This window comes from Tenacibaculum sp. MAR_2010_89, from assembly GCF_900105985.1.
Lineage (GTDB): Bacteria > Bacteroidota > Bacteroidia > Flavobacteriales > Flavobacteriaceae > Polaribacter > Polaribacter halocynthiae.
This window is the reverse complement of sequence record NZ_FNUB01000005.1, coordinates 643,195-669,421: the sequence shown is the minus strand read 5'-3', so window position 1 is coordinate 669,421 and position 26,227 is coordinate 643,195. Positions and strand designations below refer to the sequence as shown.

The 26,227-nt window shown below is 29.1% G+C and carries 33 protein-coding genes and 3 tRNA genes; 14 read left to right on the top strand and 22 right to left on the bottom strand.

Annotation, left to right across the window (positions count from 1 at the left end; all coding sequences use genetic code 11):
* Positions 1–52: 52 nt before the first annotated feature.
* Positions 53–748 (top strand): hypothetical protein, encoded by a 696-nt coding sequence (locus BLV71_RS06640; RefSeq protein WP_093869790.1) that lies wholly within the window; start codon positions 53–55, stop codon positions 746–748.
* On the opposite strand, the gene BLV71_RS06635 is transcribed toward BLV71_RS06640, so the two are convergent.
* Complete coding sequence (locus BLV71_RS06635; RefSeq protein WP_093869789.1) at positions 749–1,216, bottom strand: CBS domain-containing protein; 468 nt, start codon at positions 1,214–1,216, stop codon at positions 749–751.
* A 100-nt stretch (positions 1,217–1,316) separates the two neighbouring features.
* Between BLV71_RS06635 and BLV71_RS06630 the strand changes: the two genes are divergently transcribed.
* Positions 1,317–3,614 carry a M20/M25/M40 family metallo-hydrolase gene (locus BLV71_RS06630; RefSeq protein WP_093869788.1) on the top strand — a complete coding sequence of 766 codons (2,298 nt, stop codon included), beginning with the start codon at positions 1,317–1,319 and terminating at the stop codon, positions 3,612–3,614.
* Between the two features lie 74 nt (positions 3,615–3,688).
* Here BLV71_RS06630 and pyk read toward each other — a convergent pair whose 3' ends face one another.
* From pyk to BLV71_RS06605, 5 genes are all read right to left on the bottom strand, one after another.
* Entirely contained in the window at positions 3,689–5,116 is a 1,428-nt protein-coding gene (gene pyk / locus BLV71_RS06625; protein WP_093869787.1) for a pyruvate kinase, read from the bottom strand.
* A gap of 3 nt (positions 5,117–5,119) precedes the next feature.
* Complete coding sequence (locus BLV71_RS06620) at positions 5,120–5,593, bottom strand: IPExxxVDY family protein (RefSeq protein WP_093869786.1); 474 nt, start codon at positions 5,591–5,593, stop codon at positions 5,120–5,122.
* A gap of 92 nt (positions 5,594–5,685) precedes the next feature.
* Positions 5,686–6,414: a ribonuclease III gene (rnc, locus tag BLV71_RS06615; protein ID WP_093869785.1), complete on the bottom strand. Its 729-nt coding sequence runs from the start codon at positions 6,412–6,414 to the stop codon at positions 5,686–5,688.
* A 6-nt stretch (positions 6,415–6,420) separates the two neighbouring features.
* Positions 6,421–7,671 (bottom strand): beta-ketoacyl-ACP synthase II, encoded by a 1,251-nt coding sequence (fabF, locus tag BLV71_RS06610; protein ID WP_093869784.1) that lies wholly within the window; start codon positions 7,669–7,671, stop codon positions 6,421–6,423.
* A 7-nt stretch (positions 7,672–7,678) separates the two neighbouring features.
* Positions 7,679–7,915 (bottom strand): acyl carrier protein, encoded by a 237-nt coding sequence (locus BLV71_RS06605; protein ID WP_093871978.1) that lies wholly within the window; start codon positions 7,913–7,915, stop codon positions 7,679–7,681.
* Positions 7,916–8,095: 180 nt separating this feature from the next.
* On the opposite strand from BLV71_RS06605, the gene BLV71_RS06600 reads away from it, so the two are divergent.
* Both BLV71_RS06600 and BLV71_RS06595 read left to right on the top strand, forming a co-directional pair.
* Positions 8,096–8,665 (top strand): phosphoribosylglycinamide formyltransferase, encoded by a 570-nt coding sequence (locus BLV71_RS06600; RefSeq protein ID WP_093869783.1) that lies wholly within the window; start codon positions 8,096–8,098, stop codon positions 8,663–8,665.
* Positions 8,658–9,293 (top strand): ribonuclease H1 domain-containing protein, encoded by a 636-nt coding sequence (locus BLV71_RS06595; RefSeq protein WP_093869782.1) that lies wholly within the window; start codon positions 8,658–8,660, stop codon positions 9,291–9,293. Before BLV71_RS06600 ends, BLV71_RS06595 begins: the two co-directional genes overlap by 8 nt.
* A 54-nt stretch (positions 9,294–9,347) precedes the next feature.
* Here BLV71_RS06595 and BLV71_RS06590 read toward each other — a convergent pair whose 3' ends face one another.
* A complete protein-coding gene (locus tag BLV71_RS06590) occupies positions 9,348–9,578 on the bottom strand; it encodes a toxin-antitoxin system YwqK family antitoxin (RefSeq protein ID WP_255405128.1) in 231 nt (76 codons plus the stop codon).
* Entirely contained in the window at positions 9,547–9,693 is a 147-nt protein-coding gene (locus BLV71_RS18815; RefSeq protein WP_255405127.1) for a hypothetical protein, read from the bottom strand. The genes BLV71_RS06590 and BLV71_RS18815 overlap by 32 nt, the downstream gene beginning before the upstream one ends.
* A gap of 150 nt (positions 9,694–9,843) precedes the next feature.
* Between BLV71_RS18815 and BLV71_RS06585 the strand changes: the two genes are divergently transcribed.
* The 3 genes from BLV71_RS06585 to BLV71_RS06575 all read left to right on the top strand — a co-directional run bounded on the left by BLV71_RS06585 (position 9,844) and on the right by BLV71_RS06575 (position 11,558).
* Positions 9,844–10,044: a dodecin family protein gene (locus BLV71_RS06585; RefSeq protein ID WP_093869781.1), complete on the top strand. Its 201-nt coding sequence runs from the start codon at positions 9,844–9,846 to the stop codon at positions 10,042–10,044.
* A 280-nt stretch (positions 10,045–10,324) separates the two neighbouring features.
* A complete protein-coding gene (locus BLV71_RS06580; protein WP_093869780.1) occupies positions 10,325–10,678 on the top strand; it encodes a DUF1304 domain-containing protein in 354 nt (117 codons plus the stop codon).
* Between the two features lie 73 nt (positions 10,679–10,751).
* Positions 10,752–11,558, top strand: coding sequence for a mechanosensitive ion channel family protein (locus BLV71_RS06575; protein WP_093869779.1), 807 nt, complete (start codon positions 10,752–10,754; stop codon positions 11,556–11,558).
* Here the strand turns inward: BLV71_RS06575 and tsaB are convergent.
* From tsaB to cyoE, 10 genes are all read right to left on the bottom strand, one after another.
* Positions 11,555–12,229 carry a tRNA (adenosine(37)-N6)-threonylcarbamoyltransferase complex dimerization subunit type 1 TsaB gene (tsaB, locus tag BLV71_RS06570; protein WP_093869778.1) on the bottom strand — a complete coding sequence of 225 codons (675 nt, stop codon included), beginning with the start codon at positions 12,227–12,229 and terminating at the stop codon, positions 11,555–11,557. The genes BLV71_RS06575 and tsaB overlap by 4 nt on opposite strands.
* A gap of 92 nt (positions 12,230–12,321) precedes the next feature.
* On the bottom strand, positions 12,322–13,647 hold the full coding sequence (locus tag BLV71_RS06565) for a TolC family protein (protein WP_093869777.1): 1,326 nt from the start codon (positions 13,645–13,647) through the stop codon (positions 12,322–12,324).
* Positions 13,648–13,867: 220 nt separating this feature from the next.
* A complete protein-coding gene (locus BLV71_RS06560) occupies positions 13,868–14,086 on the bottom strand; it encodes a hypothetical protein (RefSeq protein ID WP_093869776.1) in 219 nt (72 codons plus the stop codon).
* Entirely contained in the window at positions 14,079–14,612 is a 534-nt protein-coding gene (locus BLV71_RS06555; protein WP_093869775.1) for a DUF420 domain-containing protein, read from the bottom strand. Before BLV71_RS06555 ends, BLV71_RS06560 begins: the two co-directional genes overlap by 8 nt.
* Positions 14,605–15,252: an SCO family protein gene (locus BLV71_RS06550; RefSeq protein ID WP_093869774.1), complete on the bottom strand. Its 648-nt coding sequence runs from the start codon at positions 15,250–15,252 to the stop codon at positions 14,605–14,607. Before BLV71_RS06550 ends, BLV71_RS06555 begins: the two co-directional genes overlap by 8 nt.
* 10 nt (positions 15,253–15,262) lie before the next feature.
* The gene (locus tag BLV71_RS06545) at positions 15,263–15,910 is read right to left on the bottom strand and encodes a hypothetical protein (protein ID WP_093869773.1); all 648 of its coding nucleotides are present in this window, start codon (positions 15,908–15,910) and stop codon (positions 15,263–15,265) included.
* A 67-nt stretch (positions 15,911–15,977) separates the two neighbouring features.
* Positions 15,978–16,319 carry a cytochrome C oxidase subunit IV family protein gene (locus tag BLV71_RS06540; protein ID WP_093869772.1) on the bottom strand — a complete coding sequence of 114 codons (342 nt, stop codon included), beginning with the start codon at positions 16,317–16,319 and terminating at the stop codon, positions 15,978–15,980.
* An 18-nt stretch (positions 16,320–16,337) separates the two neighbouring features.
* Positions 16,338–17,321, bottom strand: coding sequence for a cytochrome c oxidase subunit 3 (locus BLV71_RS06535; protein ID WP_093869771.1), 984 nt, complete (start codon positions 17,319–17,321; stop codon positions 16,338–16,340).
* A 56-nt stretch (positions 17,322–17,377) separates the two neighbouring features.
* On the bottom strand, positions 17,378–17,968 hold the full coding sequence (locus tag BLV71_RS06530; RefSeq protein WP_093869770.1) for a cytochrome c oxidase subunit 3: 591 nt from the start codon (positions 17,966–17,968) through the stop codon (positions 17,378–17,380).
* Positions 17,968–18,870: a heme o synthase gene (cyoE, locus tag BLV71_RS06525; protein ID WP_093869769.1), complete on the bottom strand. Its 903-nt coding sequence runs from the start codon at positions 18,868–18,870 to the stop codon at positions 17,968–17,970. The genes BLV71_RS06530 and cyoE overlap by 1 nt, the downstream gene beginning before the upstream one ends.
* 167 nt (positions 18,871–19,037) lie before the next feature.
* Here cyoE and BLV71_RS06520 point away from each other — a divergent pair.
* The 7 genes from BLV71_RS06520 (at position 19,038) to BLV71_RS06490 (ending at position 22,284) form a co-directional block, all read left to right on the top strand.
* Positions 19,038–19,109, top strand: a tRNA-Gly gene (locus tag BLV71_RS06520).
* A 23-nt stretch (positions 19,110–19,132) separates the two neighbouring features.
* Positions 19,133–19,221 (top strand) — tRNA-Leu (locus BLV71_RS06515).
* A gap of 67 nt (positions 19,222–19,288) precedes the next feature.
* Positions 19,289–19,374: transfer RNA gene (locus BLV71_RS06510), tRNA-Leu, on the top strand.
* A gap of 113 nt (positions 19,375–19,487) precedes the next feature.
* A complete protein-coding gene (locus BLV71_RS06505) occupies positions 19,488–20,195 on the top strand; it encodes a DUF547 domain-containing protein (RefSeq protein WP_093869768.1) in 708 nt (235 codons plus the stop codon).
* 72 nt (positions 20,196–20,267) lie between these two features.
* The gene (locus BLV71_RS06500; protein ID WP_093869767.1) at positions 20,268–20,603 is read left to right on the top strand and encodes an arsenosugar biosynthesis-associated peroxidase-like protein; all 336 of its coding nucleotides are present in this window, start codon (positions 20,268–20,270) and stop codon (positions 20,601–20,603) included.
* A 77-nt stretch (positions 20,604–20,680) separates the two neighbouring features.
* Complete coding sequence (gene arsS, locus BLV71_RS06495) at positions 20,681–21,733, top strand: arsenosugar biosynthesis radical SAM (seleno)protein ArsS (RefSeq protein ID WP_093869766.1); 1,053 nt, start codon at positions 20,681–20,683, stop codon at positions 21,731–21,733.
* Between the two features lie 26 nt (positions 21,734–21,759).
* Entirely contained in the window at positions 21,760–22,284 is a 525-nt protein-coding gene (locus BLV71_RS06490) for a rhodanese-like domain-containing protein (protein ID WP_093869765.1), read from the top strand.
* Here the strand turns inward: BLV71_RS06490 and BLV71_RS06485 are convergent.
* Genes BLV71_RS06485 through BLV71_RS06470 form a run of 4 tightly spaced genes read right to left on the bottom strand, consistent with a single transcriptional unit; the run spans position 22,281 to position 26,158 of the window.
* Positions 22,281–23,543, bottom strand: coding sequence for a BamA/TamA family outer membrane protein (locus BLV71_RS06485; protein ID WP_093871977.1), 1,263 nt, complete (start codon positions 23,541–23,543; stop codon positions 22,281–22,283). The two genes, BLV71_RS06490 and BLV71_RS06485, sit on opposite strands and share 4 nt — an antisense overlap.
* Entirely contained in the window at positions 23,543–24,274 is a 732-nt protein-coding gene (locus tag BLV71_RS06480) for a hypothetical protein (protein WP_093869764.1), read from the bottom strand. The genes BLV71_RS06485 and BLV71_RS06480 overlap by 1 nt, the downstream gene beginning before the upstream one ends.
* Positions 24,264–25,265 (bottom strand): glycoside hydrolase family 113, encoded by a 1,002-nt coding sequence (locus tag BLV71_RS06475; RefSeq protein ID WP_093869763.1) that lies wholly within the window; start codon positions 25,263–25,265, stop codon positions 24,264–24,266. The genes BLV71_RS06480 and BLV71_RS06475 overlap by 11 nt, the downstream gene beginning before the upstream one ends.
* Before the next feature lie 23 nt (positions 25,266–25,288).
* Positions 25,289–26,158, bottom strand: a complete 870-nt coding sequence (locus tag BLV71_RS06470; RefSeq protein ID WP_093869762.1) for a transporter — start codon at positions 26,156–26,158, stop codon at positions 25,289–25,291.
* Positions 26,159–26,227 lie beyond the last annotated feature (69 nt).

Here is a 26,227-nt window from a genome sequence, read left to right as displayed (position 1 = left end):
AAACCGTATTTTACAAATTCAACTTATTATTAATAAATTTAAATTATTCTTTATGCCTTTATTAGGAAGCTCACCTATGATTATCTTAATAATTCTTTCATTTGCCATAATAGTTTTCTTGTTTATTTATTACAGTAAAAAACAAATAATAATAAGAACACTAAAAAAAATACCCTTTACAAGAATTGGCAATATACAGACCAATCGATTAACTAAAACAACTGGTAAAGCCCAAGCTATAGAAGAACCACTTATTGCCCCATATAGCAAAAGAAATTGTGTTTTTTATACTATAAAAATTGAGCAAGACAAAGGAGATGATGAAGGTTCTAGTTGGGAAACTTTAGTTTATGAAGAAAAAATTCAATCATTTTTTATAGAAAAAGATAGCGATTTAATTATGATTAACCCTACACAAAATCCAAAAAACTATAAAAGCTATTTAGTTGTTGACAAAAAAGTAACTTCTGGAACCTTTAATGACGCTTCTCCTAAGTTTGAATCTATATTAAAACAATATGATATTGAAAGTACTGGACTCTTTGGTTTTAATAAAACATTACGTTACACAGAGGCTATCATTGAATTAGGCGAAGAAATAACTGTAGCTGGAATAGCTGAATGGAAAAATTTAGATAAACCAATACCTGGTTATTCTTATTCAAAAATTGCAGCACTTATCAGTAATCAGAAACAAAAATTAATTATTACTGATTTACCAAAAGAAAAAGTTTCAAAAACATCCTAGTTACTTCCAGGTATTTCCTTTAAGTTTCATCGCCGCTTTTAATATATCTTTCTGACTTATTTGTCCTACCAATTTTTCATTTTCAACAATAGGGAACCTTCTACGTTTAGACTCTAAAAATTTATTAACTGCATCAAAAACATTCATATTACCATCAATTGTTTCTACTTCTTTAATCATTGCCTTACCTACAGTATTATTTTTATCCATTGGTAAATTATAATACCTACTTTCAGATATTTGTTTCATACAATCTCCCTCCGAAATAATTCCTATTAGTTCATTATTTTCATTTACAACAGGACCACCAGATATTTTATTCTCAATTAAGGTTTGTATTACGTTTTCAATTGGCTCAGATTCTTTAAATGAAATAATTGTAGTTGTCATGTAATCTGAAACCAAAATTGGTTCAGTTTCTTTTTTTTCAGCGTTAGTTCGTTTCCCTTGAAAGTTAATTATCCCCATAATAGTTATTTAAATTTACTAAATATACTGATTTTTAATAACTTACGTTTATTTCTAGAAAAGGTATTATTTAACTAAATTTATAACATAAAAATCCTCTATGAGATCAACAAATAAATTTTGGGCTATTTTAATAATAGCATTCACTATTTTTTGGGCTTTTAATGATAGTATTCCAACAGTGTCATCAAAAGTAACCACAGATAAAACTAAGTTTTCGTTAGATAATGCATTATATCATTTAAAAAACATTTCTAAGAGGCCACATTATACAGGAAGTAATGAACATAAAGAGGTTCAGAATTATATTATAAATGAATTAAAAAAACTTGGCTTAAGTTCAGAAATTCAAAGTCAAACTGCTATAAATAAAAAGTGGAAAGCTAGTACCACTACTGAAAATATAATAACCAGGATTAAAGGTTCAGAAAATGGTAAAGCTTTATTATTATTAACTCACTATGATTCTAATCCTCACTCATCAATTGGAGCAAGCGATGCTGGATCTGGTGTAGTAACAATATTAGAAGGAGTTAGAGCTTTTTTAGCAAAAAAAGTGAAAGTAAAGAATGATATTATTATTTTATTTTCTGATGCTGAAGAGCTAGGTTTATTAGGAGCACAAGCATTTGTTGAAAATCATCCTTGGTCCAAAGATATTGGATTAGTATTGAATTTCGAAGCTAGAGGTAGTGGAGGTTCTAGCTATATGTTAATGGAAACAAATGGTAAAAACAAGAACCTTTTATCTGAATTCATAAAATCAAATCCCAATTACCCAGCTGCAAACTCATTAATGTATAGTGTTTATAAAAAATTACCTAATGATACTGATCTAACTGTTTTTAGAGAAAATGGAAATATCAATGGTTTTAACTTTGCTTTTATTGATGATCATTTTGATTATCATACTGAGCAAGATTCTTACGAACGATTAAACAAAGAAAGTCTTTTACATCAAGCAGATTATTTTACAAGTTCACTTAATCATTTTTCAAATATTGATTTAACACTTTTAGATAGTAATGAAGATTTTGTTTTTGTCAATTTTCCTTTAATCAAAATGTTATCATATCCTTTTTCATGGATTCTTCCAATGCTTATTTTTGCTTGCTTACTTTTCGTTGGTGTATTTATTATTGGAGTTAATCGTAAAAAAATAACGTATAAGGGCACTTTGAAAGGCTTTATACCCTTTTTATTAGCTTTAATTATTTCTAGTGTAGCTAGTGTCTTATTATGGAAATTATTAGTGTTTATAAACCCTCAATATAATGATATGCTACATGGGTTTACCTATAATGGATATCAATACATAGGAGCATTTAGTTTTTTAACTTTATGGATACTTTTCAAAATATATAGTTATTTTAAAAATGAAAAGGCTATAGATTTATTAATTGCTCCAATAGTAGTAGGCTTAATTATAAATATTTTCATATTTCAAAACTTACAAGGTGCTGCCTTTTTAATTATTCCTGTATATGCTTCTATTTTAATACTAAGTATTTTGGTTTTTATGAATGTTCGTAAAGAATCTAAAACAATTCTTTTTGCAATTATATCCATACCTACAATATATATAATTATACCAATGGTTCAATTATTCCCTGTTGGTTTAGGCTTAAAAATGCTATTTATTGCTTCAATATTAATAACATTAGTATTTGGTTTCTTACTTCCAATATTTATTCAAACAAAGAAAAAAAGTATACTCCAATTTTTAAGTGGTCTTACTGCTATTATTCTTTTTTTTATTGCTACAGTTAATAATGGATTTTCAATTGATAAAAAGAAACCTAATAGTTTAGTTTTTATTCAAAATTCAGACAATAATACTTCGTATTGGGCTACATATAACACTGTGTTTGATAGTTATGTATCCCAAATTTTCAATTTAGACTATACTGAAGGAAACATTCCTGAATCTGAAGGAAAAAGTAAATATAACACACGTTATACACACTATAAGAAAACTGAGAATAAGAATATCCCTATATCAAAAATTGAAATAGATATTGATACTATTATAAATGAAAAAAGAGAAATAAGTTTTACCATATTTCCTTCAAGAAAAATTAATAAATATGAATTGTACAATACAGCTCCTATTTCTATTTATAGCTTTTGCATAAACGGTGTTTTATATAATCAAGGAAAGTCTTTTAAGGCTAATAAAGGAACACTTTTAATATATCAAATGGCAAATTCAGATAAAGAATTATCAATCTCTTTAACATTAGAAAAAGATTCAAAACCTGCTATTATTTTAAACGAAGTTTCCTATGATTTGCTATCAAACCCTAAGTTTAATTTAAAGCCCAGGAATGAAACTATGATGCCAATGCCCTTTGTTACAAATGATGCTATTATTACTTCTAAAAAAATAAAGTTGTAATACATAAAATGGCTTGATAAATTTAAATTTATCAAGCCATTTTATGTATTTGTACTATGAAATTCTATATTCTATTAATCAATTTGCGAAACACGTAATGTGTTTACCATTCCTTTTGCTTTTACAGGCATAGATGATAAATTAATCATAAAGTCACCTGCTTTAACAAATCCTTTCTCTTTAGCTATTTCATTAATATCTTCTACGGTATCATCAGTACTTAAATTTCTATCGTAATGATAAGCCCTAACACCCCATAAAAGATTCAACTTTCCTAAAATTCTTTTTTCAGATGAAAACGCTAACACATGAGATTTTGGTCTCCATGCAGAAATTTGAAAAGCAGTATACCCGCTATTTGTTAATGTAGTTATTGCTGAAGCTTTTATATCATCAGCCATTAAAGCCGCATGATGACATACCGATTTTGTAATAAAACGATTTGTTCTAATATGTGGTGGAGCTTGTGGAACTTCAATAAGATCAGAAAATTCAACACTTTTTATAATTTCACTCATTTTTTGAATAACTCTTATAGGGTGTTTTCCTACAGAAGTTTCTCCTGAAAGCATTACTGCATCCGCACCGTCCATAATAGAATTTGCAACATCATTAACCTCTGCTCTTGTAGGAACAGAGTTATCTATCATAGTTTCCATCATCTGAGTAGCAATAATAACTGGTATTCTTGCTTGCTTAGCTCTTCTTACCAAGCTTTTTTGAATCAATGGTACATCTTGCATTGGAACTTCAACCCCTAAATCACCACGCGCAACCATAAGTCCGTCACAGTAAGGTATCAAAGCATCGATATTTTCAACAGCTTCTGGTTTTTCTATTTTAGCTATTACAGGAACTCTATAACGAGATTTTTGCTTTATTAAATCGCGTAAAATTCTTAAATCTTCAGGTGTTCTAACAAAAGAAAGTGCTACCCAGTCAACTTCTTGATCTAAAGCAAAAACAACATCTTTTTTATCTTTTTCAGTAAGAGCTGGTAAAGATATTTTTGTATTTGGTAAATTAACTCCTTTTTTAGATTTCAAAGGTCCACCAACAATTACTTTAGTTTCTACACTTTTGTTTTTATCTGTTGAAACTACTTCGAACAACAATTTTCCATCATCCACTAAAATTTGTTCACCTTCTTTAACATCTTTAGGAAAACGTTGATATGTCATATAAGCCTTTTCTTGTGTACCTATACATTCTTCAGTTGTAAACGTAAAAGTATCTCCTGCCTTTACCTCTACTCCTTCCTCCATTATACCAACACGAAGTTTTGGGCCTTGTAAATCAGCTAATATGGCTACATTATACCCTCTTTCTTCGTTAATTTCTCTAATTTGTCTAATGCGCTCTTTTACTGTATCATAATCTGCATGTGAAAAATTTACTCTAAATACATTCACACCCTTTTCAGCCATTTCTGCTAAAATTTCTTTAGTATTTGTTGCTGGTCCTAAGGTTGCTACAATTTTGGTTTTTTTGTTATGTGGCATATGCTAAAAAATTAAAAAATCTTTAGATTTTAACGTATCAACTTCTATTTGATATGATGTTATTACTTGAGGTATTTGCTTTATTTTGTTTATAGCATTTTCTATAAACGTGCATTCAAAATCCCCCTCTATTTTTATAAAATAATCAACTTTTTTCTTTTCAGGAACAAGGTAATTTGTCACAGTATTTTCTGTAAACAGTCCTATTTCTTCTGATTTTATTTTATGTTTACTTACATTATTTATTAAAAACCAATTATGATCTGACTTTAAGTTTAAATATTCATATACAGAAAATGATATTTTCACATCAATTTTACTTTTAATATCAAGGCAATAATTCGCTTTTTTAAATAAGCTATTTAAAATACCATTTAAAAGATATGCTAATTTATAATCATTTAAAGTAGTATGGATTCCAATTAATATATACTCATTAGTATCAAAGTCATTAAAATCCAGCTCATAAACAGGCATAAAACACCGATTAGTTTTTTGCTAAGTTAGTAAATGTATCTATATTACAATGTGAAATTAACGAAAAGCTTTTCGTTGAAAAGTTAAGCACTTTACATTTTATCTTGCATGGTATAATATACTCTCTTAGCTGCAATTTCTTCAGCTTTTTTCTTTGAAGTAGCCCTTCCTTTAGCAACCATTACTCCATCGATACTTATCCTAACACTAAAATGTTTTTTACTTTGATTACCTGTATCTTCGTAAGAGTCAAAACTATATTTCTTTTTATTTTTTTGACACCATTCTATTATATAACCTTTATAGCTAGATATTTTACCTTCTAACCTTTCAATATCTACATAAGGTAATATTACCTGCTCATAGATGAATTGATCGCAGTAATTATATCCTCTATCAAGGTATATGGCACCAATTAATGCTTCAAAAATATTTCCATGAATATTATTACTAACTTGATTATTAGCAATATTACTTTTTACGAATCTAATAAGGTCTAAATCTTTACCTAATGTGTTTAGATGTTCTCTACTAACAACTTTCGATCTCATTTGAGTAAGGTAACCTTCATCACCTTTAGGTACTTTCTTATATAAATAAGAAGCTATAACTGTACCTAAAATAGCATCTCCTAAAAATTCAAGACGCTCATAATTTATAGGATTACCTTTCTTATCTACCATTTTTAAAGACCTATGAGTAAACGCTTTTTTATAATGCGATAACTTTATAGGTTTAAAATTAAGCAGTTCTTTTAATTCGTAGTAAAAGTCTTCATCCTCTTTATTCTGGGGTTTAACTATTCTACGAAGAAAATTCATATGAGATTAATCTAGTTTTTTGAAAACAACACAAGCATTATGCCCTCCAAATCCAAAAGTATTACTCATTGCTACTTTAACATCTCTTTTTTGAGCCTTATTCAAAGTTAAGTTTAACTCTGAATTAATATTCTCATCTACATTATTATGGTTAATTGTAGGAGGAATAACTCCATGCTCCATAGCTAAAATTGAAGCTATAGCTTCAATAGCACCAGCAGCACCTAACAAGTGACCAGTCATAGATTTTGTTGAATTAATGTTAATGTTTTTAGCATGATCTCCAAATACTTCAGAAATAGCCTTTAATTCAGCTACATCACCCAACGGAGTAGAAGTACCGTGAGTGTTTATATGATCTACATCTTCAGGTTTTAAACCTGCATTTTCAAGGCAATTTTTCATTACAGCAATTACACCAATACCTTCAGGATGTGGTGCTGTCATATGATGTGCATCAGAAGATAAACCACCACCTACAACTTCAGCGTAAATTTTTGCACCTCTAGCTTTCGCGTGTTCATACTCTTCTAAAATAATAGCACCAGCTCCTTCACCTAAAACAAAACCATCACGTTCAGCATCAAAAGGTCTTGATGCAGATTCTGGAGTTTCATTTCTTGTTGATAAAGCATGCATTGCATTAAAACCTCCCATTCCTGCAATAGTTACCGCGGCTTCACTACCACCAGTAACAATAACATCACAATGTCCAAGTCTTATGTAATTTAACGCATCAATCATAGCATTAGCTGATGATGCACATGCAGATACTGTTGTATAATTAGGCCCCATAAATCCATTTTTAATAGATATATTTCCTGGAGCGATATCTGCAATCATTTTTGGGATAAAGAATGGATTGAATTTAGGAGTTCCATCACCTTTAGCATAATTAAATGCTTCGTTCTGAAAAGTTTCTAAACCACCTATTCCTGCTCCCCATATAACGCCAACTCTTAACTTATTAACGTCATCTAGATTTAACTTTGCATCAGCTATGGCTTCATCTGAAGCTACCATTGCATATTGTGTAAATCTATCCATTTTACGAGCATCTTTCCTATTCATGAAGTCAGTCACCGTAAAATTCTTTAACTCACATGCAAAACGAGTTTTGAACTTGGCAGCATCAAAATACGTTATAGGTGCTGCTCCGCTAACTCCGTTAACTAAGCTATTCCAATACTCATTTTTATTGTTTCCTATTGGCGTTAATGCGCCAAGTCCAGTTACTACAACTCGCTTTAATTGCATATAATTCTTATTTTTTTGCGTCTTCTATATAGCTAACCGCTTGACCTACTGTTCCGATGTTCTCAGCTTGATCATCTGGAATTTGAATATCAAATTCTTTTTCGAATTCCATAATTAACTCAACAGTATCTAATGAATCTGCTCCTAAATCGTTTGTGAAGCTTGCTTCGTTAGTTACTTCGTTATCGTCTACTCCTAATTTATCTACGATAATTGCTTTTACTCTTGATGCAATGTCTGACATAATTTTATAAGTTTTAAAATTTAAAATCGGGGCAAAAATACAAATCTTAAGTTTTAATTCTAATTTTTGTCCAAATAATGTGATGTCTAAAATAAAAAAAATACTTGAATCTTTTATTATATAGCTCATCATTGTTAATAATTATTCTTTTTTTTGCAGTAACAATACAACTTAATCAGTATGAAACGTATCGTAATTTTTGCTTCTGGATCTGGTACCAACGCCGAAAACATTATTAAATATTTTCAAACTTCTAAACATGCAGTAGTTACTCATGTGCTTTCTAACAATGAACATGCCAAAGTTTTTGAACGTTGTGAACGGCTTGATACCGACGCTTCATTGTTTGATAAAGAGAGCTTTACAAAAGATGACACTGTGCTGAATTTTTTACAGGTTGAAGCTGACATTATTGTTTTGGCAGGTTTTTTAAGAAAAATACCTTCTAAAATTGTAGAAGCTTTTCCTAATAAAATAATAAATATACATCCTGCTTTACTTCCTAAATATGGTGGAAAAGGAATGTATGGCATGAATGTTCATAAAGCTGTCAAAAAAAATAATGATTCTGAAACTGGTATCACAATTCATTATGTAAATGAAAATTATGATGAAGGAGCTATCATTTTTCAAGCAAAAACAGAGTTAAATAGTAAAGATACACCTGAATCTATAGCAAAAAAAGTTCATATTTTAGAATATGAGCACTTCCCAAAGGTAATTGAAAGCGTAATTTTAAAAAATGGGTAAAAAAAAATATTATGTTGTTTGGAAAGGCAAGAAAACTGGGATTTTTTCTTCTTGGTCAGAATGTAAGAAGCAAATCCATTCATACGACGGTGCACAATACAAAGCTTTTATAGATAAAAAAGAAGCTGAAATAGCATTTAAAAAAAGCTATAGTGACTACAAAGGTTTAAACACCAAGAAAAAAGTTTTATCAAACAGTGAGAAAGAGAAATATGGAACACCTATTTTAGAAAGTATTTCGGTAGATGCTGCGTGTGCAGGAAACCCAGGTATAATGGAATACAGAGGTGTTTTGACACATAATAAAAAAGAAATTTTTAAAATGGGGCCTTTTAAAAACGGCACAAATAATATTGGTGAGTTTTTAGCATTAGTTCATGGAATAGCTTTACTAAAAAATAAAAAAATAAAAAATATTCCTATTTATTCAGATTCAAAAATTGCTATTGGTTGGATTAAAAAAAAACAATGTAAAACAAACGTTCAATTTAATAATACCAATAAAGATATTTTAGAGTTAATAAAACGAGCAGAAAGTTGGTTACATAAAAACCCTGTAGAAGTAACTATTTTAAAATGGGAAACGAAAGCATGGGGAGAAATTCCAGCTGATTTTGGTAGAAAATAAAAATCCGAGTACATATATACTCGGATTTTTTATCTATTTGAAATAAATTAAGTGCTATTTAACTGCAATCTTAGTATCATCTTTCCAATTCTGAACACTAGCTATTGCATTGTTTTCATAATCAATCTCTTTTAATCCATCCTTTTGCCACATAAACCACTTTCCAACTTTTTTACCAGCTTTATAGTGAGCTATTGCAGTTTTATTACCTTCTTTACTAAAAGTAATCCAAGTGCCAGTTAATTTCTTATCTTTAAAAAAAACCTTGTTCTTTAACCTTTCCATCTTTATAAAAATAAGTAGCTTTAACTAAATCTCCTGCTTTCTCAAACTTAGGTCCTACCTGTGCTTGTAATACTGAAACAGCTAAGATACAAGCTAAAATAATTATTTTTTTCATGTCTATCATTTTAATCATTAACACTAACATTACAAATATATATATAATTTTACACTTAAACAACAATTACGTAACATTAAATTAACATTAGGTCTTTTTCCCTATTTTTTGTACTTTTACAAGTAAGTATTAATCATAAAAAAAATTATTATGGCTGTAATGAAAGTTATTGAGATTTTAGCTAACTCTGACAAAAGTTGGGAAGAAGCAACAAGAAAAGCAATTAAACAGGCTTCTAAATCTGTTAAAAACATTAAATCTGCTTTTGTACAATCTCAAAGTGTTGTGGTAAATGATGATGAAGTAAGTGAATTTAGAGTAAACTTAAAAGTTACTTTTGAAGTAAAGTAACTACATAAATACTAACTACTATTGGTGCGATTTTGTATTTACAAGGTCGCATTTTTTTGTTACGAAGAATTTAATCTAGCTATTTGACTTCATAAATAAGTAAGCTCATAATATTTCTCTGACAAATATTATATAGAAATACAACTCAAAGTAATATCTCAATTTTTAAAAAACGTAACAAAATAACAAATGCTTTATGTATGTTTGTATAAGCAGTACTTACAAGGTTTTCTTCCTGAAAATAAAAAAAGCAACTATTTTAAATTAAAAACAATTAAAAATGAACTATTTATCACTCTTCTTAGTTGGCTTTATCGCCGTAATTCATATTTACATAGTAATACTAGAAATGGTATTATGGACAAAACCTAAAGGTATAAAGGCTTTCGGTTTAAAAAACAAAGAGTTTGCAGAAGAAACTAAAGTTTTAGCAGCAAATCAAGGTTTATACAATGGTTTTCTTGCTGGTGGTTTAATATGGTCTATAGTTTCTCAGAAAACAGACGTCGCTATTTATTTTATAATTTGTGTTTTTATTGCTGGAGTTTATGGAGCATATTCTACTAAAAAATCAAAAATATTTTTTATACAATCAATACCAGCTTTAATTGCTCTTTTAAGCATATTTATCTAAATTTTGAATATTACCTAACTACTACTATTCAATAAATATTATTTAAACTTAATTATTAAATTTATTAAAGAAAATGGAACAGTATACTGAAAAATTTAAAGAACTGTTAATTAACTACACTCCGAAACTTTTAACAGCACTAGCAATCTTAATTGTTGGACTTTTTGCTATAAAACTAATTGTAAAAGGGAGTAAAAAAATAATGAAGAAGCAAGATGTTGACATAACGCTTCAAAAATTTTTAGGCGACTTATTTAGTTGGGCTTTAAAAGCTTTACTTTTTGTTACAGTTATTTCAAAGTTAGGAGTAGCAACAACATCATTTGCAGCAATTATTGGTGCGGCTGGTTTAGCGATTGGTTTAGCTTTACAAGGATCTTTATCTAATTTTGCTGGTGGTGCCTTAATAATGATTTTTAGGCCATTTAAGGTTGGTGACTTAATAGAAGCTCAAGGAATTGTTGGTGTTGTAAAAGAAATTCAAATTTTTACAACTCACATTAATACTCCAGGTAATAAATTAGCTATTATACCTAACGGTTCATTATCAAACGGAAATATCATAAATTATACAGCTGAGGGAAAACTTCGTGTTGATTTAACTTTTGGTGTTTCTTATGATGCAGACATTAAAAAGACAAAAGATATTTTAATGGACGTGTTAATTTCAAATCCAAAAACATTAAAAGATCCTGCTCCTACGGTAAATGTATCTGAATTAGCTGATAGCTCAGTTAACTTTGCTGTGCGTCCATGGGCTAACACAGCTGATTATTGGGATGTATATTTTGAAACTACTGAAAACGTTAAAATCGCATTAGATAAAGCAGGTATAGAGATACCATACCCACATGCTGTTGAGATACAGAAAAAAGATTAACGCTTTTTTTCTGGTATGGCAACAAAATCTTTTAAATAAAAAGGTTCAAAATAAGCGACATCTTCGATGTCGTTTTTTTTATGCTTTTCAAAACTCAATAGTGCCATTTCTTTTGCTGAAGGGAACTTTTCATCAATAAAAATTGCATTTCTATGAGTTATGATATTTTTACATTTTTCTGAACCGTCTCCTAAAAAATAAACTTTATTGTCTGTTAACAATTCTTCGAATGAATTTTCATCAATAATTTCAGCCCTTATTTCACGTACTTGATTGTAATTTTTATCATAAATAGCAGAATATACTTCCATTCTTCTTGCATCAATCATGGGTACAATTAAGCCTTCATCTATATTAGCATTCATAGAAAGAGATTTTAATGTATCTACTGCAATAAGTGGTACATCAAAAGAAAAACATAAACCTTTAGTAGCAGAAACTCCAATTCTTAACCCAGTATATGACCCCGGGCCTTTACTTACTGCTACAGCATCTATTTCATCTATACTTATTGAAGCCTCATTTAAAACATCTTGAATAAAGGGGTGTAATTTTTCAGCATGAGAATAATTTCCATTATTTAATTCTTTACTTGCTAAAACATCTCCGTTTTTTGCTATACTAACTGAGCAATTTTTTGTTGCTGTTTCTATGTTTAAGATTATTGACACGATAAAAAAATATTTTCAACAAAGATACATTATAATGAAAAACCTTACCAAATTGGTAAGGTTCTATATCAATAATAAATTATCCCCTGATATTAATCTAGAATTGATTCTCCAAAATAAAATTTTAACACTTTTGTTTTAAATACATAATCGTATTTAGCTCTTATCATGGCTCCTTCGGCATTTACTAATCTATTTCTTACTTGATCAAAATCAAACTGTGTCATAGAACCATAATCGTAACTTACTTGTGCGTTTTTAAAAGCTTCATTCTGTGCTTCTAAAGATATATTAGCTGCTTCATATGTTTTTGCTGCTGCTTTAGCATCTAAATAAGATTTTTCTATCTCTTGTTGTAATTGCAACTTCTGACTTTCTAATGCTATTTCTGAAATCTCTTTATTGATAACAGATTTAGCTACTCTATTTTTTGTTTGAAAACGATTAAATATTGGAATATTAAGTGATAAACCAGCGCTATAACTAATTCTATCGTTTATTTGTCTTAAAAAGTAATCATTAGGACGGATTAAATTATTAAACTGGTGAAAAAATGAACTACTAACACCTAATGAATAAGTTAAAGTAGGTAAGTACGCGCCTTTAGCTAATTGTAAACTTATTAAAGAATTTTCTACATTTAATTTAGCTCTTTCAATTTCTGGTCTATTAGTCAATGCTTTTTCATAAACTGCATTTGAAGAATTATATAATAAACTAAGAGATGGTGAGTCAATATTAATTTTTTCAACATCAAAGTTATCTGATGATATTTGAAGTAACTGAGCAAGTCTAAGCAATGCTAAATTCAATGTGTTTTCTTGTAAAACAACGTTTTGCGCATCATTTGATGCCGTTGATTGTACATTTAACAAATCACCTTTAGGAATTGCACCTGCATCAAATTGAGCCTTTGCCCTTGCTATTTGTTTTTTACTAATTTCAGCTTGAACAACCGCTACTGCCAAATTTTCTTTTGCAAATAACACATTTAAATATGTATTTACAACATTTAATGAAATGTCATTTTCAATTTTAGCTAAATCTAATTCATTTCCTTTAACCCCAAGTACAGCTTGTTTTTTAGAATTAATATTTCTAAACCCATTAAAAATTGTACCTCCACTTGATAAAGAAAACGATGAGTTAAAGTTTTGAGTATTCTGAAGTATTCCATTTCTATCTTGAGAAAGTCCTGATGAAAAATTTCCTCTTGAAGATCCATTTAAATCTGGTAAAAAATTTCCTTTAGCTATGTCAACATCTTTTTCAGCAAGTTTTACATTTAATTTATTTTGCTTAATTGTGATGTTGTTTTCTAATGCATAATTAACACACTCTTTAAGTGTCCATTTCTTTTGAGAATAACCTCCCAATGCTGATAATAAAGTAATTAATAATACAATTTTAGTTTTCAAGACGTTTATTTTTTATGTTCAATTAGTTATATTCAATTGGTATTCCAATTAATTAAGAAATAATAAATACCTGAATAACAAATACCTATAATTTAATTAATTAAAAAAACTAAAAAAAACGAACACAACATGTTTGATTATGAACAGTATTTTTTAAAGCTTCCTCGTATATGACGACTAAAATTAAAATATGTTACAAGAAAATAATCTTATTGAAGTGTTAATTTTTATTTTTTTTTCTATGTCTATAAATAAAATAGAATAATACCCCAACTAAGATATAAGGAAACACCATTAAATAGGTAATACCATTATTAACACCTTCAGCCATACTTACATCACCACCTTCAACAACAGCCTTACACATAGCACATTGTGAAAATGACTTCTTTCCTGTAAAAATAATTACTAAGAATGAAATTAATATCTTTTTATACATAATAAGGTGAAATCATTAAATACACTATTACTCCAGTTATCGCAACATATAACCATAATGGAAATGTAATTTTTGCAATTTTTTTATGTTCAGGAAAATTACCTAATCTAGCTCTCATAAATGTTATTAATACAAATGGTATAATAACGATCGATAATAATATGTGCGTTATTAAAATAAAAAAATACAGGTATTTAATAACTCCTTCTCCTCCAAACTTAGTAGAATTAGATGTCATGTGATAAGCTACATACATTACTAGGAAAAGTGCAGAGCAAATGATTGCAGTTGTATTTAATTGTTCGTGCAACTTTTTATTTCCTTTTTTTATAGCAACTATAGAAGCAACCAGTAAAACAGCCGTAATTCCATTTATACTTGCATATATAGGAGGTAAGAATGACAAAGGTTCTACATTAGGGATTTTTATTCCAAATAAAGCTGCTACTGCCAAAGGAATTACCACAGATACTATTGTAATTAACCTTTTATATTTTTTTTCTTCTAAATTATTAACCTTACTCATTTAATAATAATTTAATATCTTGTTTTAATTCTTGTATTTGATTTGAAAAACCGTGTTCATCTAAAGCTCGATAATACATAATTGGATTTCCATGCTCATCGTATCTTGAACGAATATATCCATCTTTATCAACTAAAGCAAATAACCCTGAGTGTTCAAAACCACCATGACTATCTTCCCCTTTACCTACAAATAATTTAAATCCTTCGTTAGATAAATCATACACAATACTCTCATCTTTACCTGTTAGTAAATGCCAATTTTTATGATTTATTCCATGTATTGCAGCATAATCTTTTAATTTTCTAGGAGTGTCAATTTCTGGAGTAATAGTAAATGAAGCAATTCCAAAATTAGGATTCCCCATAAATTCATTTTGTATATCAACCATTCTTCTATTCATAATTGGACAAATGGTAGGACAAGTAGCAAAGAAAAATTCTACTACATAAACCTTTCCTTTGAAATCATCATTTGTGATGGTTTTCTTTTCTTGATTTACAAATTCAAAAGATGGAACTTTATTAAATTTATGCAAATCTGCAGTTTGAAAATGTTTTACAATCTTTGGAACCGCATAAATTCCAAAAAGTAATATAATAAACGAAATCCCTATATATGAATAATCCTTTTTTTTCATTTTTTAATTATTAAATTTCTCTATCGGCATTATTTTTTTTGAGAGCTAAACGATACTCAGCTAAAACAACTTTAACATCATCTTTCATTTTATTATTTAACTCACTAACAGATTTCATATTATAACCAAATAACTTTCCTCCTGCTGCATCTTTATCATCATCTCTTCCTCTTAAACTGATATCTTTATCTATAATAAATGCTTTAGATGTATGCACATTAGAATCTAATGATTGATTCGTATTAAAACTTTCATACAATACCTTTATTTCAACCTCATCGGCAAAAATAAAATTCCATTTTATCATATTTGTAAAAGCTCCAATTTCTTTTTTAAGTTTTTCAACCTTTTGTTCTGTACCTTTTAAAGCAACAACAATCATTTGAAAATCTTTAAACCCATAAAATGGTTTGTATATTTTCTCAGTTAAATTAAATAACTCACCTTTTGCTAATTGAATATCACTACCTAAAAAAGTAACAATTGATATTTTCCTATCAAATGTAGCTTTTTTAGTAATAGCAGATATATCTGTTACATTTTTTGTTAAAACTGGTAGTTTAGCAAAGTTATTAATACCAAGTGACAAGAATATATAAAATAATAAAGGCACTATAAAAAGTGCAAACAATACTATAAACTTTTGTTTTTTACTCATAACAGTTCGTTCTTTTTAGAGATAAAAAAAGGTGGTTAAACACCACCTCTTTTTTAATTTTATAAAATTACCATTTTACTAATGGTGCTAATGTATCGTATAAATAGCCTCCTTCAATTAATATTAACGCTATAAGGTAGCATATTAAAAAGGTAGCTGTCCAAACTATAGATCGTCTAAACCATGTTTTCTCACCTTCTAAGTGCATAAATGCCCATGCTATATAGTATGCTTTTACAATTGTTAAAATGATAAACATCCAGTTTAACCAACTAGTTCCTATACCATGTAAATGTAAAGCATCTGGCTTAATAATACCAAAAGCTACTTCTACTGTTGTTACTATAGTTAAGATTGCTAAAACAATCCAAATTCTTTTTGTATTTGATTCGTGTGCGTGACCTGCCATTTTTTTAATACTTTAAAATTATACTAAGTAGAAGAATGTGAAAACAAATACCCATACTAAATCTACAAAGTGCCAATATAAACCTACTTTTTCAACCATTTCATAATGTCCTCTTCTTTCATAAGTACCTAATACGACATTAAAGAAAATAATAATGTTTATTAATATACCTGAAACTACGTGAAAACCATGAAAACCTGTAATAAAGAAAAAGAAATCTGCAAAAATAGGATTCCCATATTCATTTACATGCAAATTAGCTCCTTCAACCACCATATTAGCTTTGGCTAATTGAGCTAAACTTTCTTCTCTAGATAATACGATTTTTTGCTTTGTTTCAAGATTAATCTTTTCTGTTCTTATTAGTAAAGAAGGATTATTCTTAAATGCTTCCTGAACTTGTGCTACAGAATATTCAGAAATTGTTCCCTCTTTTTCAAACCATAATCCATTTTCTTTCGCATGCTGAACCCTACCATCTTTCCTGTCATTATGTACAAAATCTGCTAAAGCTATTTGATGACCATCTTTTACAAACTGTAAAATATGGTTATCAGTAGTTTTAACAGCTCCATAAGAACCGTTAATAAAGTTTTTCCATTCCCAAGCTTGCGATCCTACAAAAATAATTCCAAAAATTATAGTTGCAAACATATACCAAGCTACCTTTTTCTTTTTCATTTGATGACCAGCATCAACTGCTAATACCATCGTTACTGATGATATAATTAAGATAAAGGTCATTAAAGCTACATAATACATTGGTGCATGTACCCCATGTAACCCAGGAAAGTGTGTAAAAACTTCATCGGCAATTGGCCATGAGTCAATAAATTTAAAACGTGTTAAACCGTACGCAGCTAAAAACCCAGTAAAGGTTAATGCATCAGACACGATGAAAAACCACATCATCATTTTACCATAACTAGCTCCAAATGGCTTTTCGCCACCTCCGCTCCAGGTTTCTTTTTTGTCAGAATTTACAGCAATATTTGCTTCCATAAATACTATTTAGTTAATTTTTGTTAAAACAGTGCGCCAAAATTAAGCATTTCTCATCATTTAATAAAATAGAAAAAGAAAAATAGATAAATCCACAAAACATCTACAAAGTGCCAAAAGATTGCACCTAGTTCAAACCCAAGCATATCAGTAGATGAATACTTCTTTTTAAAATGATTATAAATAACGACTAATAACACGACAACCCCTGCTAACAGGTGCAATACGTGCATAAATGTAATTCCTATAATAAAAGATGTAGAAACTGTACTTTCTGGTCCAGTAAAATATAACCCTACTTCTTTTAGTTGATTAAACCCTACATATTGATACCAAATAAAACCTAAACCAAGTATAAATGTTACCAATAAAAGCATAAAAGAGGCTTTTAAATTATCTTTTTTAAGAGTTTTATGTGATAAAAACAGTGTAATACTACTTAAAATGATTAAAATAGTACTTATATAAAACGCTTGAGGCAAATCAAAAGTAACCCAATCTTCACGATTCATACTAACAACATAAGCACTTGTTAACCCTGCAAAAAACATAACCATACTTATCATGGAAATCCACAACATTGGTTTTGCAGATTTTCTTTTAGCTGTTTTTAATTCTTCTTGTAATGTTTGTGTTTGTTCACTCATTAATGTAAAAATTTATCTACTACATATATTATTGGCACAATTGTAATATAAAAAACACTTGCCAACATTAATTTTCTTGCATCAATATTCTCTTCTGACTTATATAATTTAATACCATAAAACAACATTAAGATACCTAATAGTAAAATTATAACAGCAGTAAGTGGGTATATATAAAAGTTTCCTGTTACTTTTAATACAGGAGCTATAGACATTAAAATCATTACACAAGTATAAAAAATTATCTGTACTACTGCACCTTTGTCTTTTTTATCCATTGGCAACATATGCAAGCCTGCTTTATTATACTCTTCAAATTGCAACCAACCTATTGCCCAAAAATGAGGAAATTGCCAAAAAAACTGAATCATAAATAAAAATCCTGCTTCGACACCAAACTGTCCCGTTGCAGCAACCCAACCTAACATGAATGGAATTGCTCCTGGAATAGCACCAACAAAAACTGCTAAAGGAGTAATTGCTTTTAATGGAGTGTAGGCACTTGTATATAAAAAAATAGATACCGCTCCAAATAAAGCACATTTAGGATTTATTGCATATAAAATTGCAATTCCAGCAATTGTAAATAATATTGCAATAACCATTGCTGTAGTTACAGACATTCTTTTGGAAGGTAATGGACGATTTTTAGTTCGCTGCATTAACGCGTCTATATCCTTTTCTATTATTTGATTAAAAGCATTTGAAGCTCCTACCATAAAAAAACCTCCGATAGCTAAAAGTAATATAGTAGTATAATTAATTTTATCAGCACCTAATAGATATCCTGTAATTGAAGTAAAAACTACACTTACAGACAGTCCTACTTTAGTAATCTGTTTAAAATCAGAAAATAATACCTTTATAGATGTTTTATCTTGTATTGTTGAAACAGTACTCACCTTGTTATTTAAAAATTTCTGCAAAGATATTTCTTTCTTATAGAACCACCATACTTTTTAAAATTAATTAAAAAAAATTAAAAACTTTTTTTGTAATTCAAAAAAGGGTGTTATATTTGCACCCGCATTCAGAGTAATGCACGTTCTTTAAAATAATTTTTGACTACGCGAAAGTAGCTCAGGGGTAGAGCATCACCTTGCCAAGGTGGGGGTCGCGGGTTCAAATCCCGTCTTTCGCTCTTAACCTTTTAAAAGAGATTATGCTGAAGTGGTGGAATTGGTAGACACGTTGGACTTAAAATCCAATGGACTGTAATGTCCGTGCGGGTTCAAGTCCCGCCTTCAGTACCAAGCCTCGCTTTAATTAGCGAGGCTTAATTTTAAAAGTAGTCAAAAAAAACATATAGCATAGTATTATGCTGAAGTGGTGGAATTGGTAGACACGTTGGACTTAAAATCCAATGGACTGTAATGTCCGTGCGGGTTCAAGTCCCGCCTTCAGTACAAAACCTTAACATTTATTTGTTAAGGTTTTTTTGTTTTATAATTCTGGAATATTTTTTGTAATGTATTAATTAATTACCCGTCTAAATCACCAGTTTAAAACAATATGTAAAATGCGAAAAATATTTTTAATCCTTAGTCTTTCTTTTTTTATAAATTCATTTAGTCAAACAGCTGTTTTTAATTCATTATTAAAAACACATGTTGATAGTAAAGGAAATGTGAATTACAAAGCATTCAAAAAAGATGAAGCTAAGCTACAAACCTATCTAGATTATTTAGCTAAAACTTCTCCTAAAAAAAATTGGCCTGCTAATAAAACCAAAGCTTTTTGGGTAAACGCTTATAATGCCTATACTATTAAATTGATTTTAGACAATTATCCTTTAAAAAGTATTTTAAAAATTAAAAAGAAAGGTAAAGATGCTTGGAATATAAAATTTGCTAAAGTTGGTAATAAAACATATACTTTAAATCATATTGAACATAAAATATTACGTAAACAATTTAACGATCCAAAAATTCATGTTGGAGTGAATTGCGCTTCTGGCTCATGCCCTCAATTGGGTAACTTTGCCTTTACTGAAGATAATTACGAAAGTAAAACAACAGATTTAATGGAAAAATTCATTAATGACCCTAAGCGAAATAAAATATCTGAAAAGAAAATTCATTTATCTAAAATCTTTGAATGGTTTGAAGGAGATTTTACCAAAAATGGGAGCTTAATTGATTTTTTAAACAAATACTCAAAAACTAAAATTAGTAACAAAGCCAAGATTAGTCATTTACAATATGATTGGAATTTAAATGGAAAATAGCAGTACCTCTAGCAAAAGTAATTGCAAAAACAATTTGTATTTTTACTTTTCAACCAAAAAATAATTGAACAAATGTCTAAAACATATTACGACCCAGCTGACTTAAGAAAGTTTGGTAAAATAACGGAGTGGAACGAAGAATTAGGTACTAAATTTTTTGATTATTACGGAAAAGTATTTGAAGAAGGAGCTTTAACTGCACGTGAAAAAAGCTTGATTGCTTTAGCTGTTGCTCATACTGAACAATGCCCTTATTGCATTGATGCTTATACTAAAGATGGATTACAAAGAGGTGTAACCAAAGAAGAAATGATGGAGGCTATTCATGTTGGTGCTGCTATTAAAAGTGGAGCTACCTTAGTGCATGGAGTGCAAATGATGAATAAGGTAAATAAATTAGAAATGTAATATTTCTATAAAAAATTACTTCGAACATAGCTATTATATAATATTTAACTGCGTTCACCCCTACTCAATATTAAAGTATGACTAAAAAATCGCTTTTAGCAAGAAATAATGATTTAGCAAATACACAGCGTCAAATAGAAATTTTATCAAATGGAATTTTTAAAGATGAACTGCCAACTTTTGCTAAAAAAATTAGAGAAACAAACCAATTTCCTCTTCGCCCTAAAAAGTTAGAGGTATTACAAATTAATTTAGGCTACATGTGCAATCAGGTGTGTGCTCATTGTCATGTTGATGCAGGTCCTGATCGAAAAGAAATAATGACAAAGGAAACTATGCATCAATGCTTAAAAGTCATTAAAACTACTGGCGCCCATACATTAGATTTAACTGGAGGTGCTCCTGAAATGAATCCTAATTTTAGATGGTTTGTTGAAGAAGCTGCAAAGGCTGGAATTAAAGATTTTATTGTTCGTTCAAACTTAACAATTATAAGAGCCAATAAAAAGTATTACGATTTACCTGAATTTTTCAAAAAACACAATGTTCATGTTGTTAGCTCTATGCCACATTGGACTCGTGGAAAAACTGATAAACAGCGTGGTGATGGTGTTTTTGATAAATCTATCAAGGCTTTACAAGAGTTAAATGCAGTTGGTTATGGTATAGAAAACACAGGATTGAAACTAGATCTTGTTTACAATCCTTCTGGGGCCTTTTTACCTGGAGATCAAGCTTCGATGGAAAAAGACTTTAAAAAAGCTTTATCTGATGATTTCTCTATAACTTTTAATAGCTTATTTGCTATTACTAATTTACCTATAAGTCGTTTTTTAGATTATTTAATCGCTTCAGAAAATTATGAAGATTATATGCATGCTTTAGTTGAAGCATATAACCCAATGGCTGTAGAAAATGTAATGTGTACCAATACATTATCTATTAGCTGGGAAGGTTATTTATACGACTGCGATTTTAACCAAATGTTGAATTTAAAAGTAGCTAGTAAAGTAAAACATATTTCAGAGTATAACGAAGAATTACTTCAAGATAGAAATATTATTATAAATCAACATTGTTATGGATGTACAGCTGGTGCTGGAAGTAGCTGTCAAGGCACAGTAACTTAAAAAGTTATGTTTTATATCAACTCAAAATGAAAAATTTAATTTACATCTTTTTATTCTCTTTAGCTTTTTCTGTTAATGCACAGAAAAACTTAAATGAATTGTTAAAAAAGTTTAATACCGAAAACATTCCTTACATCACAAGCAACGATTTAAATAAATTAATACAGCAATCTATTATCTCTACTCAAAATAATGATCAAATTATTTTACTTGACTCTAGGGAGCCTAAAGAATATAAAGTAAGTCATATTAATAATGCTATCTGTGTTGGATATGATCATTTCAATATAAGAGAAACTATAAAAAAACTACCCGTTAACAAAAACACGAAAATCATAGTTTATTGTTCATTGGGAATTAGATCAGAGGATATTGCTGAAAAACTAAAAAAAACAGGTTATACAAACATTTATAATCTTTATGGAGGCATTTTTGAGTGGAAAAACCAAGGCAACCAAGTAGTAAACAAACAACAAAATACTACTGAAAAAATACATACTTTTAATAAAGAATGGAGTAAATGGCTTTTAAAAGGTGAAAAAATTTATTAAAAATACTGACCTATCCCAAAAACAATTCCTTTAGATGCGTTTTTAGTTAATCCGAATCCATAATCTATTCTAAAAACTGCATTGAATATTTTTTTATTAATAAATCGCAAGCCTATACCTGAGTAAACTCTAATATTTTCACTTTGGTAGAAATCACTTAGGTCTCCTCCTGGCTCTCTCCAAGAACCAAAATCAGTAAATGCATTTCCTTGTAATACAAACCATTTCTTTTCAAAAAGAGTATATCTATACTCTGTATTCCAAACTATACTTCCAGTACCTCGATCTACTAAAATACCTACACCTCTCAAATTAACATTATTATCTAATGCAAATGGAGCGAAAGGGCTTTTTAAATTCGATGACAGCCCTACTCGTAAACGATTAGCCCAGTTTCCTTTTTCACCAATTCGTTTAAAGTAAAATAAATCATTCCATGCTACTAAAAAATCATCTTGATATGCATTTTTACTAGTAACATACTGACCATAAAACTGGCTTTTAAAACCATCTATGTAATGATAATAATAGTCCAAATCATCATAAGTATAAACTAGCTTAAGTAATTTTTTATTAATATTCAGTTTTTGAGGTACATTACTTGCTGTATGACCGCTCAAGTAATTATACCTTTCTTTAAAAAAATTTATTCCAAACTGGATGTTATTCTTAAAATCTATTTGACACAGAGCTAAAATTTCATAAGAAATATTTTGATATTTATAGTTTGCAGATTTATCATCAAAATACAAAGGCTCTTCACTGCTCCAATTCTGATGGTTTACAGCTAACCCAAAATGCTTTGAAAACAATGTAGATGCTTTAAAATTTACCCCATAAGAATCAAACCCATTTTGTTGATAAAAGGCACCTAGAGTCATATTTCTACCTAAAAAATTATAATCATACAATCCTAATTTATATGCTAATCTTTTATTCGTTGTTGTCCATAAATTTACTTCAGGAATTATTGTAAAATTTTCTTCAATATGTATAAAAACATTGTAGTAATTTTCATGAGAATGAAAAACTTGAAAATATGCATGAGAAACAGCAGGTAACCTTTTTAAACGAATAATATCTTTTTCTATTTGTAAAGAATCTAATAAATTACCTCTCTTAGTATCTAACAGTTTTAAAACTGTTTCTTTTTTAGTTTTTTTAATTCCTTTTACTTTTACATCAACAACTATTTTCTTTTGAGAAAAGGTTGAAAATGAAAACAATAAAACAATTAAAACTGCGTACAATTTTTTCATTATTTCCCTATAAATTGCTTTTGAATAACCAAGTTTACCCAATTATCTTCACTCACTCCCATCATTGTAAAATGGTATTCTTTATTTTTTATTAAAATTGGCGGATTATCTCTAGTTACATTTAAAACCACATTACCTGTTTTATAATATTGAAACCATTTATCGTAAGTATAGGTTCCAGATAATAAATCATTATCTGAATTTGTTACTACTTGAAAATAAATAGCATTTTCTTTTACTTTTCCGTCTCCCCAAGAAAACTTTGGCATTAAAGGGGTACTTGTATCTATTGAAACACTAGTAGACCATTCAGTAGGCTTTGAACTATTTTTTAGCCTTATTGGATTTGAAATATGTAGCTTATTATTAGATTCATAGGTTACTATACTCCAAACTTCATTTTTACTTTCACGAACAAATCTTTGTAAATACCCATTAAACACATTCTCTTTTTCAAGTGAGACCTTGTTATATAAGGTAAAATCATTTTTATCTGAATTTACACTCTCGGTTTCAAAATACTGAATATTGGTTGCTCCCAATATTGGATAATAAAAAATATAAGAAACATCCGTATTGTTTTTATCACTTGCAGCACAAGCAATAACTTCATCCTTTGCTAAATGACTTTTTTGAGTTATATATGTTTGTAAAGTATCTGTTGTAATTTCATTTTTTGAACACGACAAAAGTAACAACACTAAAAAAAAATATATTATTTTATTGTTCATACGCCTTTTTTATTATCAATTCAGCAGGTTTATTTTGTGGAGTAAATCTATTGTTTTTGATCCCTCCTACTTTAGTATGATCATGAAACCACTTCCATAAAAAACCACCGGCAAACCAATTCTCTTTCCAAAACTGTTGATAAATTGCTTCTAAGGCATTACTCTGATTTTTTAAATCTACATTACCTTCTACCCTATCTGAATTCCATGGTTCTTTACCTGTATAATGAACACTTCTGTATCCAAATTCTGTAAATAAAACAGGCTTATTTACCTTTTCCCTAACTTTAATTATTTGATTTTTATGCGATTGCCATCCATCAATAAAATCTTGAATTGTTGGTGATTTTTTGGTACTTAAAGGAAAATAAGCATCAATCCCTATAAAATCTACATCACCCCAAAATGGCACCCTCTTAAATTCATCCCAGTTAGCGGCATATGTGAGTTTTCCTTTGTAAACTTCTCTGATTTTAAGAATTAATTTACTCCAATAATCTGGTCGATTTTCAACAAATTTTTCTAACTCCGTACCAATACATAATATTTCTGCATTTATTTTTTGAGCTAATTTTGCATACGTTAAAATAAATTCTGAGTAAGATGCCTCTAAAATCTTCCAGTTTTCTTCTGAATTCATTCTTATAAATCCTGTATATTCTCCTCTCCAGACCCATAACTGAGGCTTCAACATTACTTTAATATCATTTTTTCTAAATTCAGTTGAATATTGCTCTATTCCTTTTTCAGTTTCACCAAACCATTGTCTTGAAGAATTAAAAGTAATCTTAGGAGAATTCAAATCTTTAATAAAACCAAAAGGCATCAACGTAACATAATTCGCTGACACCTTTTTTATGGGTATAATATTATCTTGATTAATTTTGTTTGGGGATGCAACAAAACTAATTCCATTTATTTTTTTTGTTTGGCCATCACAAGACCAATATAAAAAAACAACACTTATTAAAATGAGCCATTTATTTTTCATAGCTCCAATTTACATTTTTTCCATTAAAACAAAGCTCTAAGTCCAATATTAAAACTCTGACCTAATCCAGTATTTTCTCCTCTAACAAACTTACTATACAATGCTTCTAAATTAAGTGTTTTAGATAATTGATATTTTCCTCCAAAACCTAAAGCTGTATAATTTTGTGTAAAATCACCGAAGCGTTGAGCATGTTGAACAAAGGCTAATACAGTAGATTCATCCGATGGGAAATAACTTAAAAAAGCTCCTGGAACCAATAAAAAAGTGTTGTTTGCAAAACTTTTTTCTTCTCCAAAATTATATTCAGTATTTAACTCTGTAAACACTTGCCATTTTCCACTATCAAATGTGTAATCATAAAAAAATCTATTTTGAAATGTCCATGCTGTTTGATCTAAAAACACTCCATTTGCATCAGACTCATCACTTACTAAAGGAATATGTATTGCAGACTGAATAGAGAAATTACCTACACTTTCAAGTGGCTGAAACTTTATAGCTGGTGCAATTGACGTGATACCTTTTCTATCTGTATTTGTATCTTCTAAACTAAAAACAGATAAAGCTTGACGACCACTAATTGTATTTGATCGGAACTCTACTATAGCTCCAACATTTATTCTATTATTATCAGAAATACCAGTAAAGGCTTCTACTGTAGAAGTAAAGTAATTTTCTCTAGGTTTATCAGCTGTAACGCCATTAAAATTACCTTTTGTTTCTGTATATAAATTATTAAAAAACTTAATATCCCATTGTCCTTTATCTAATAATCTTGATGGTGTATACGTTTGAATATTGCTTTTTGTATTCTCCTCTTCTTCTTGTGCAAAAGATTGAAAACCTATTAATACCAAAGCAAAAAATAAATACTTAGTGCTATTTCTCATTATAAATTATTTTAATTAAAGCTTAGGTCGATAAAAATAAAACCTACTTACATTAACCTTTTATTTATA

What these genes read in the sequence shown, in the direction of transcription:
- BLV71_RS06640 (WP_093869790.1), top strand. Translation starts at nt 53, where the DNA reads ATGCCTTTATTAGGAAGCTCACCTATGATTATCTTAATAATTCTTTCA.
- BLV71_RS06635 (WP_093869789.1), bottom strand. Translation starts at nt 1,216, where the DNA reads ATGGGGATAATTAACTTTCAAGGGAAACGAACTAACGCTGAAAAAAAA.
- BLV71_RS06630 (WP_093869788.1), top strand. Translation starts at nt 1,317, where the DNA reads ATGAGATCAACAAATAAATTTTGGGCTATTTTAATAATAGCATTCACT.
- pyk (WP_093869787.1), bottom strand. Translation starts at nt 5,116, where the DNA reads ATGCCACATAACAAAAAAACCAAAATTGTAGCAACCTTAGGACCAGCA.
- BLV71_RS06620 (WP_093869786.1), bottom strand. Translation starts at nt 5,593, where the DNA reads ATGCCTGTTTATGAGCTGGATTTTAATGACTTTGATACTAATGAGTAT.
- rnc (WP_093869785.1), bottom strand. Translation starts at nt 6,414, where the DNA reads ATGAATTTTCTTCGTAGAATAGTTAAACCCCAGAATAAAGAGGATGAA.
- fabF (WP_093869784.1), bottom strand. Translation starts at nt 7,671, where the DNA reads ATGCAATTAAAGCGAGTTGTAGTAACTGGACTTGGCGCATTAACGCCA.
- BLV71_RS06605 (WP_093871978.1), bottom strand. Translation starts at nt 7,915, where the DNA reads ATGTCAGACATTGCATCAAGAGTAAAAGCAATTATCGTAGATAAATTA.
- BLV71_RS06600 (WP_093869783.1), top strand. Translation starts at nt 8,096, where the DNA reads ATGAAACGTATCGTAATTTTTGCTTCTGGATCTGGTACCAACGCCGAA.
- BLV71_RS06595 (WP_093869782.1), top strand. Translation starts at nt 8,658, where the DNA reads ATGGGTAAAAAAAAATATTATGTTGTTTGGAAAGGCAAGAAAACTGGG.
- BLV71_RS06590 (WP_255405128.1), bottom strand. Translation starts at nt 9,578, where the DNA reads ATGGAAAGGTTAAAGAACAAGGTTTTTTTTAAAGATAAGAAATTAACT.
- BLV71_RS18815 (WP_255405127.1), bottom strand. Translation starts at nt 9,693, where the DNA reads ATGAAAAAAATAATTATTTTAGCTTGTATCTTAGCTGTTTCAGTATTA.
- BLV71_RS06585 (WP_093869781.1), top strand. Translation starts at nt 9,844, where the DNA reads ATGGCTGTAATGAAAGTTATTGAGATTTTAGCTAACTCTGACAAAAGT.
- BLV71_RS06580 (WP_093869780.1), top strand. Translation starts at nt 10,325, where the DNA reads ATGAACTATTTATCACTCTTCTTAGTTGGCTTTATCGCCGTAATTCAT.
- BLV71_RS06575 (WP_093869779.1), top strand. Translation starts at nt 10,752, where the DNA reads ATGGAACAGTATACTGAAAAATTTAAAGAACTGTTAATTAACTACACT.
- BLV71_RS06560 (WP_093869776.1), bottom strand. Translation starts at nt 14,086, where the DNA reads ATGTATAAAAAGATATTAATTTCATTCTTAGTAATTATTTTTACAGGA.
- BLV71_RS06555 (WP_093869775.1), bottom strand. Translation starts at nt 14,612, where the DNA reads ATGAGTAAGGTTAATAATTTAGAAGAAAAAAAATATAAAAGGTTAATT.
- BLV71_RS06550 (WP_093869774.1), bottom strand. Translation starts at nt 15,252, where the DNA reads ATGAAAAAAAAGGATTATTCATATATAGGGATTTCGTTTATTATATTA.
- BLV71_RS06545 (WP_093869773.1), bottom strand. Translation starts at nt 15,910, where the DNA reads ATGAGTAAAAAACAAAAGTTTATAGTATTGTTTGCACTTTTTATAGTG.
- BLV71_RS06540 (WP_093869772.1), bottom strand. Translation starts at nt 16,319, where the DNA reads ATGGCAGGTCACGCACACGAATCAAATACAAAAAGAATTTGGATTGTT.
- BLV71_RS06535 (WP_093869771.1), bottom strand. Translation starts at nt 17,321, where the DNA reads ATGGAAGCAAATATTGCTGTAAATTCTGACAAAAAAGAAACCTGGAGC.
- BLV71_RS06530 (WP_093869770.1), bottom strand. Translation starts at nt 17,968, where the DNA reads ATGAGTGAACAAACACAAACATTACAAGAAGAATTAAAAACAGCTAAA.
- BLV71_RS06505 (WP_093869768.1), top strand. Translation starts at nt 19,488, where the DNA reads ATGCGAAAAATATTTTTAATCCTTAGTCTTTCTTTTTTTATAAATTCA.
- BLV71_RS06500 (WP_093869767.1), top strand. Translation starts at nt 20,268, where the DNA reads ATGTCTAAAACATATTACGACCCAGCTGACTTAAGAAAGTTTGGTAAA.
- arsS (WP_093869766.1), top strand. Translation starts at nt 20,681, where the DNA reads ATGACTAAAAAATCGCTTTTAGCAAGAAATAATGATTTAGCAAATACA.
- BLV71_RS06490 (WP_093869765.1), top strand. Translation starts at nt 21,760, where the DNA reads ATGAAAAATTTAATTTACATCTTTTTATTCTCTTTAGCTTTTTCTGTT.
- BLV71_RS06485 (WP_093871977.1), bottom strand. Translation starts at nt 23,543, where the DNA reads ATGAAAAAATTGTACGCAGTTTTAATTGTTTTATTGTTTTCATTTTCA.
- BLV71_RS06480 (WP_093869764.1), bottom strand. Translation starts at nt 24,274, where the DNA reads ATGAACAATAAAATAATATATTTTTTTTTAGTGTTGTTACTTTTGTCG.
- BLV71_RS06475 (WP_093869763.1), bottom strand. Translation starts at nt 25,265, where the DNA reads ATGAAAAATAAATGGCTCATTTTAATAAGTGTTGTTTTTTTATATTGG.
- BLV71_RS06470 (WP_093869762.1), bottom strand. Translation starts at nt 26,158, where the DNA reads ATGAGAAATAGCACTAAGTATTTATTTTTTGCTTTGGTATTAATAGGT.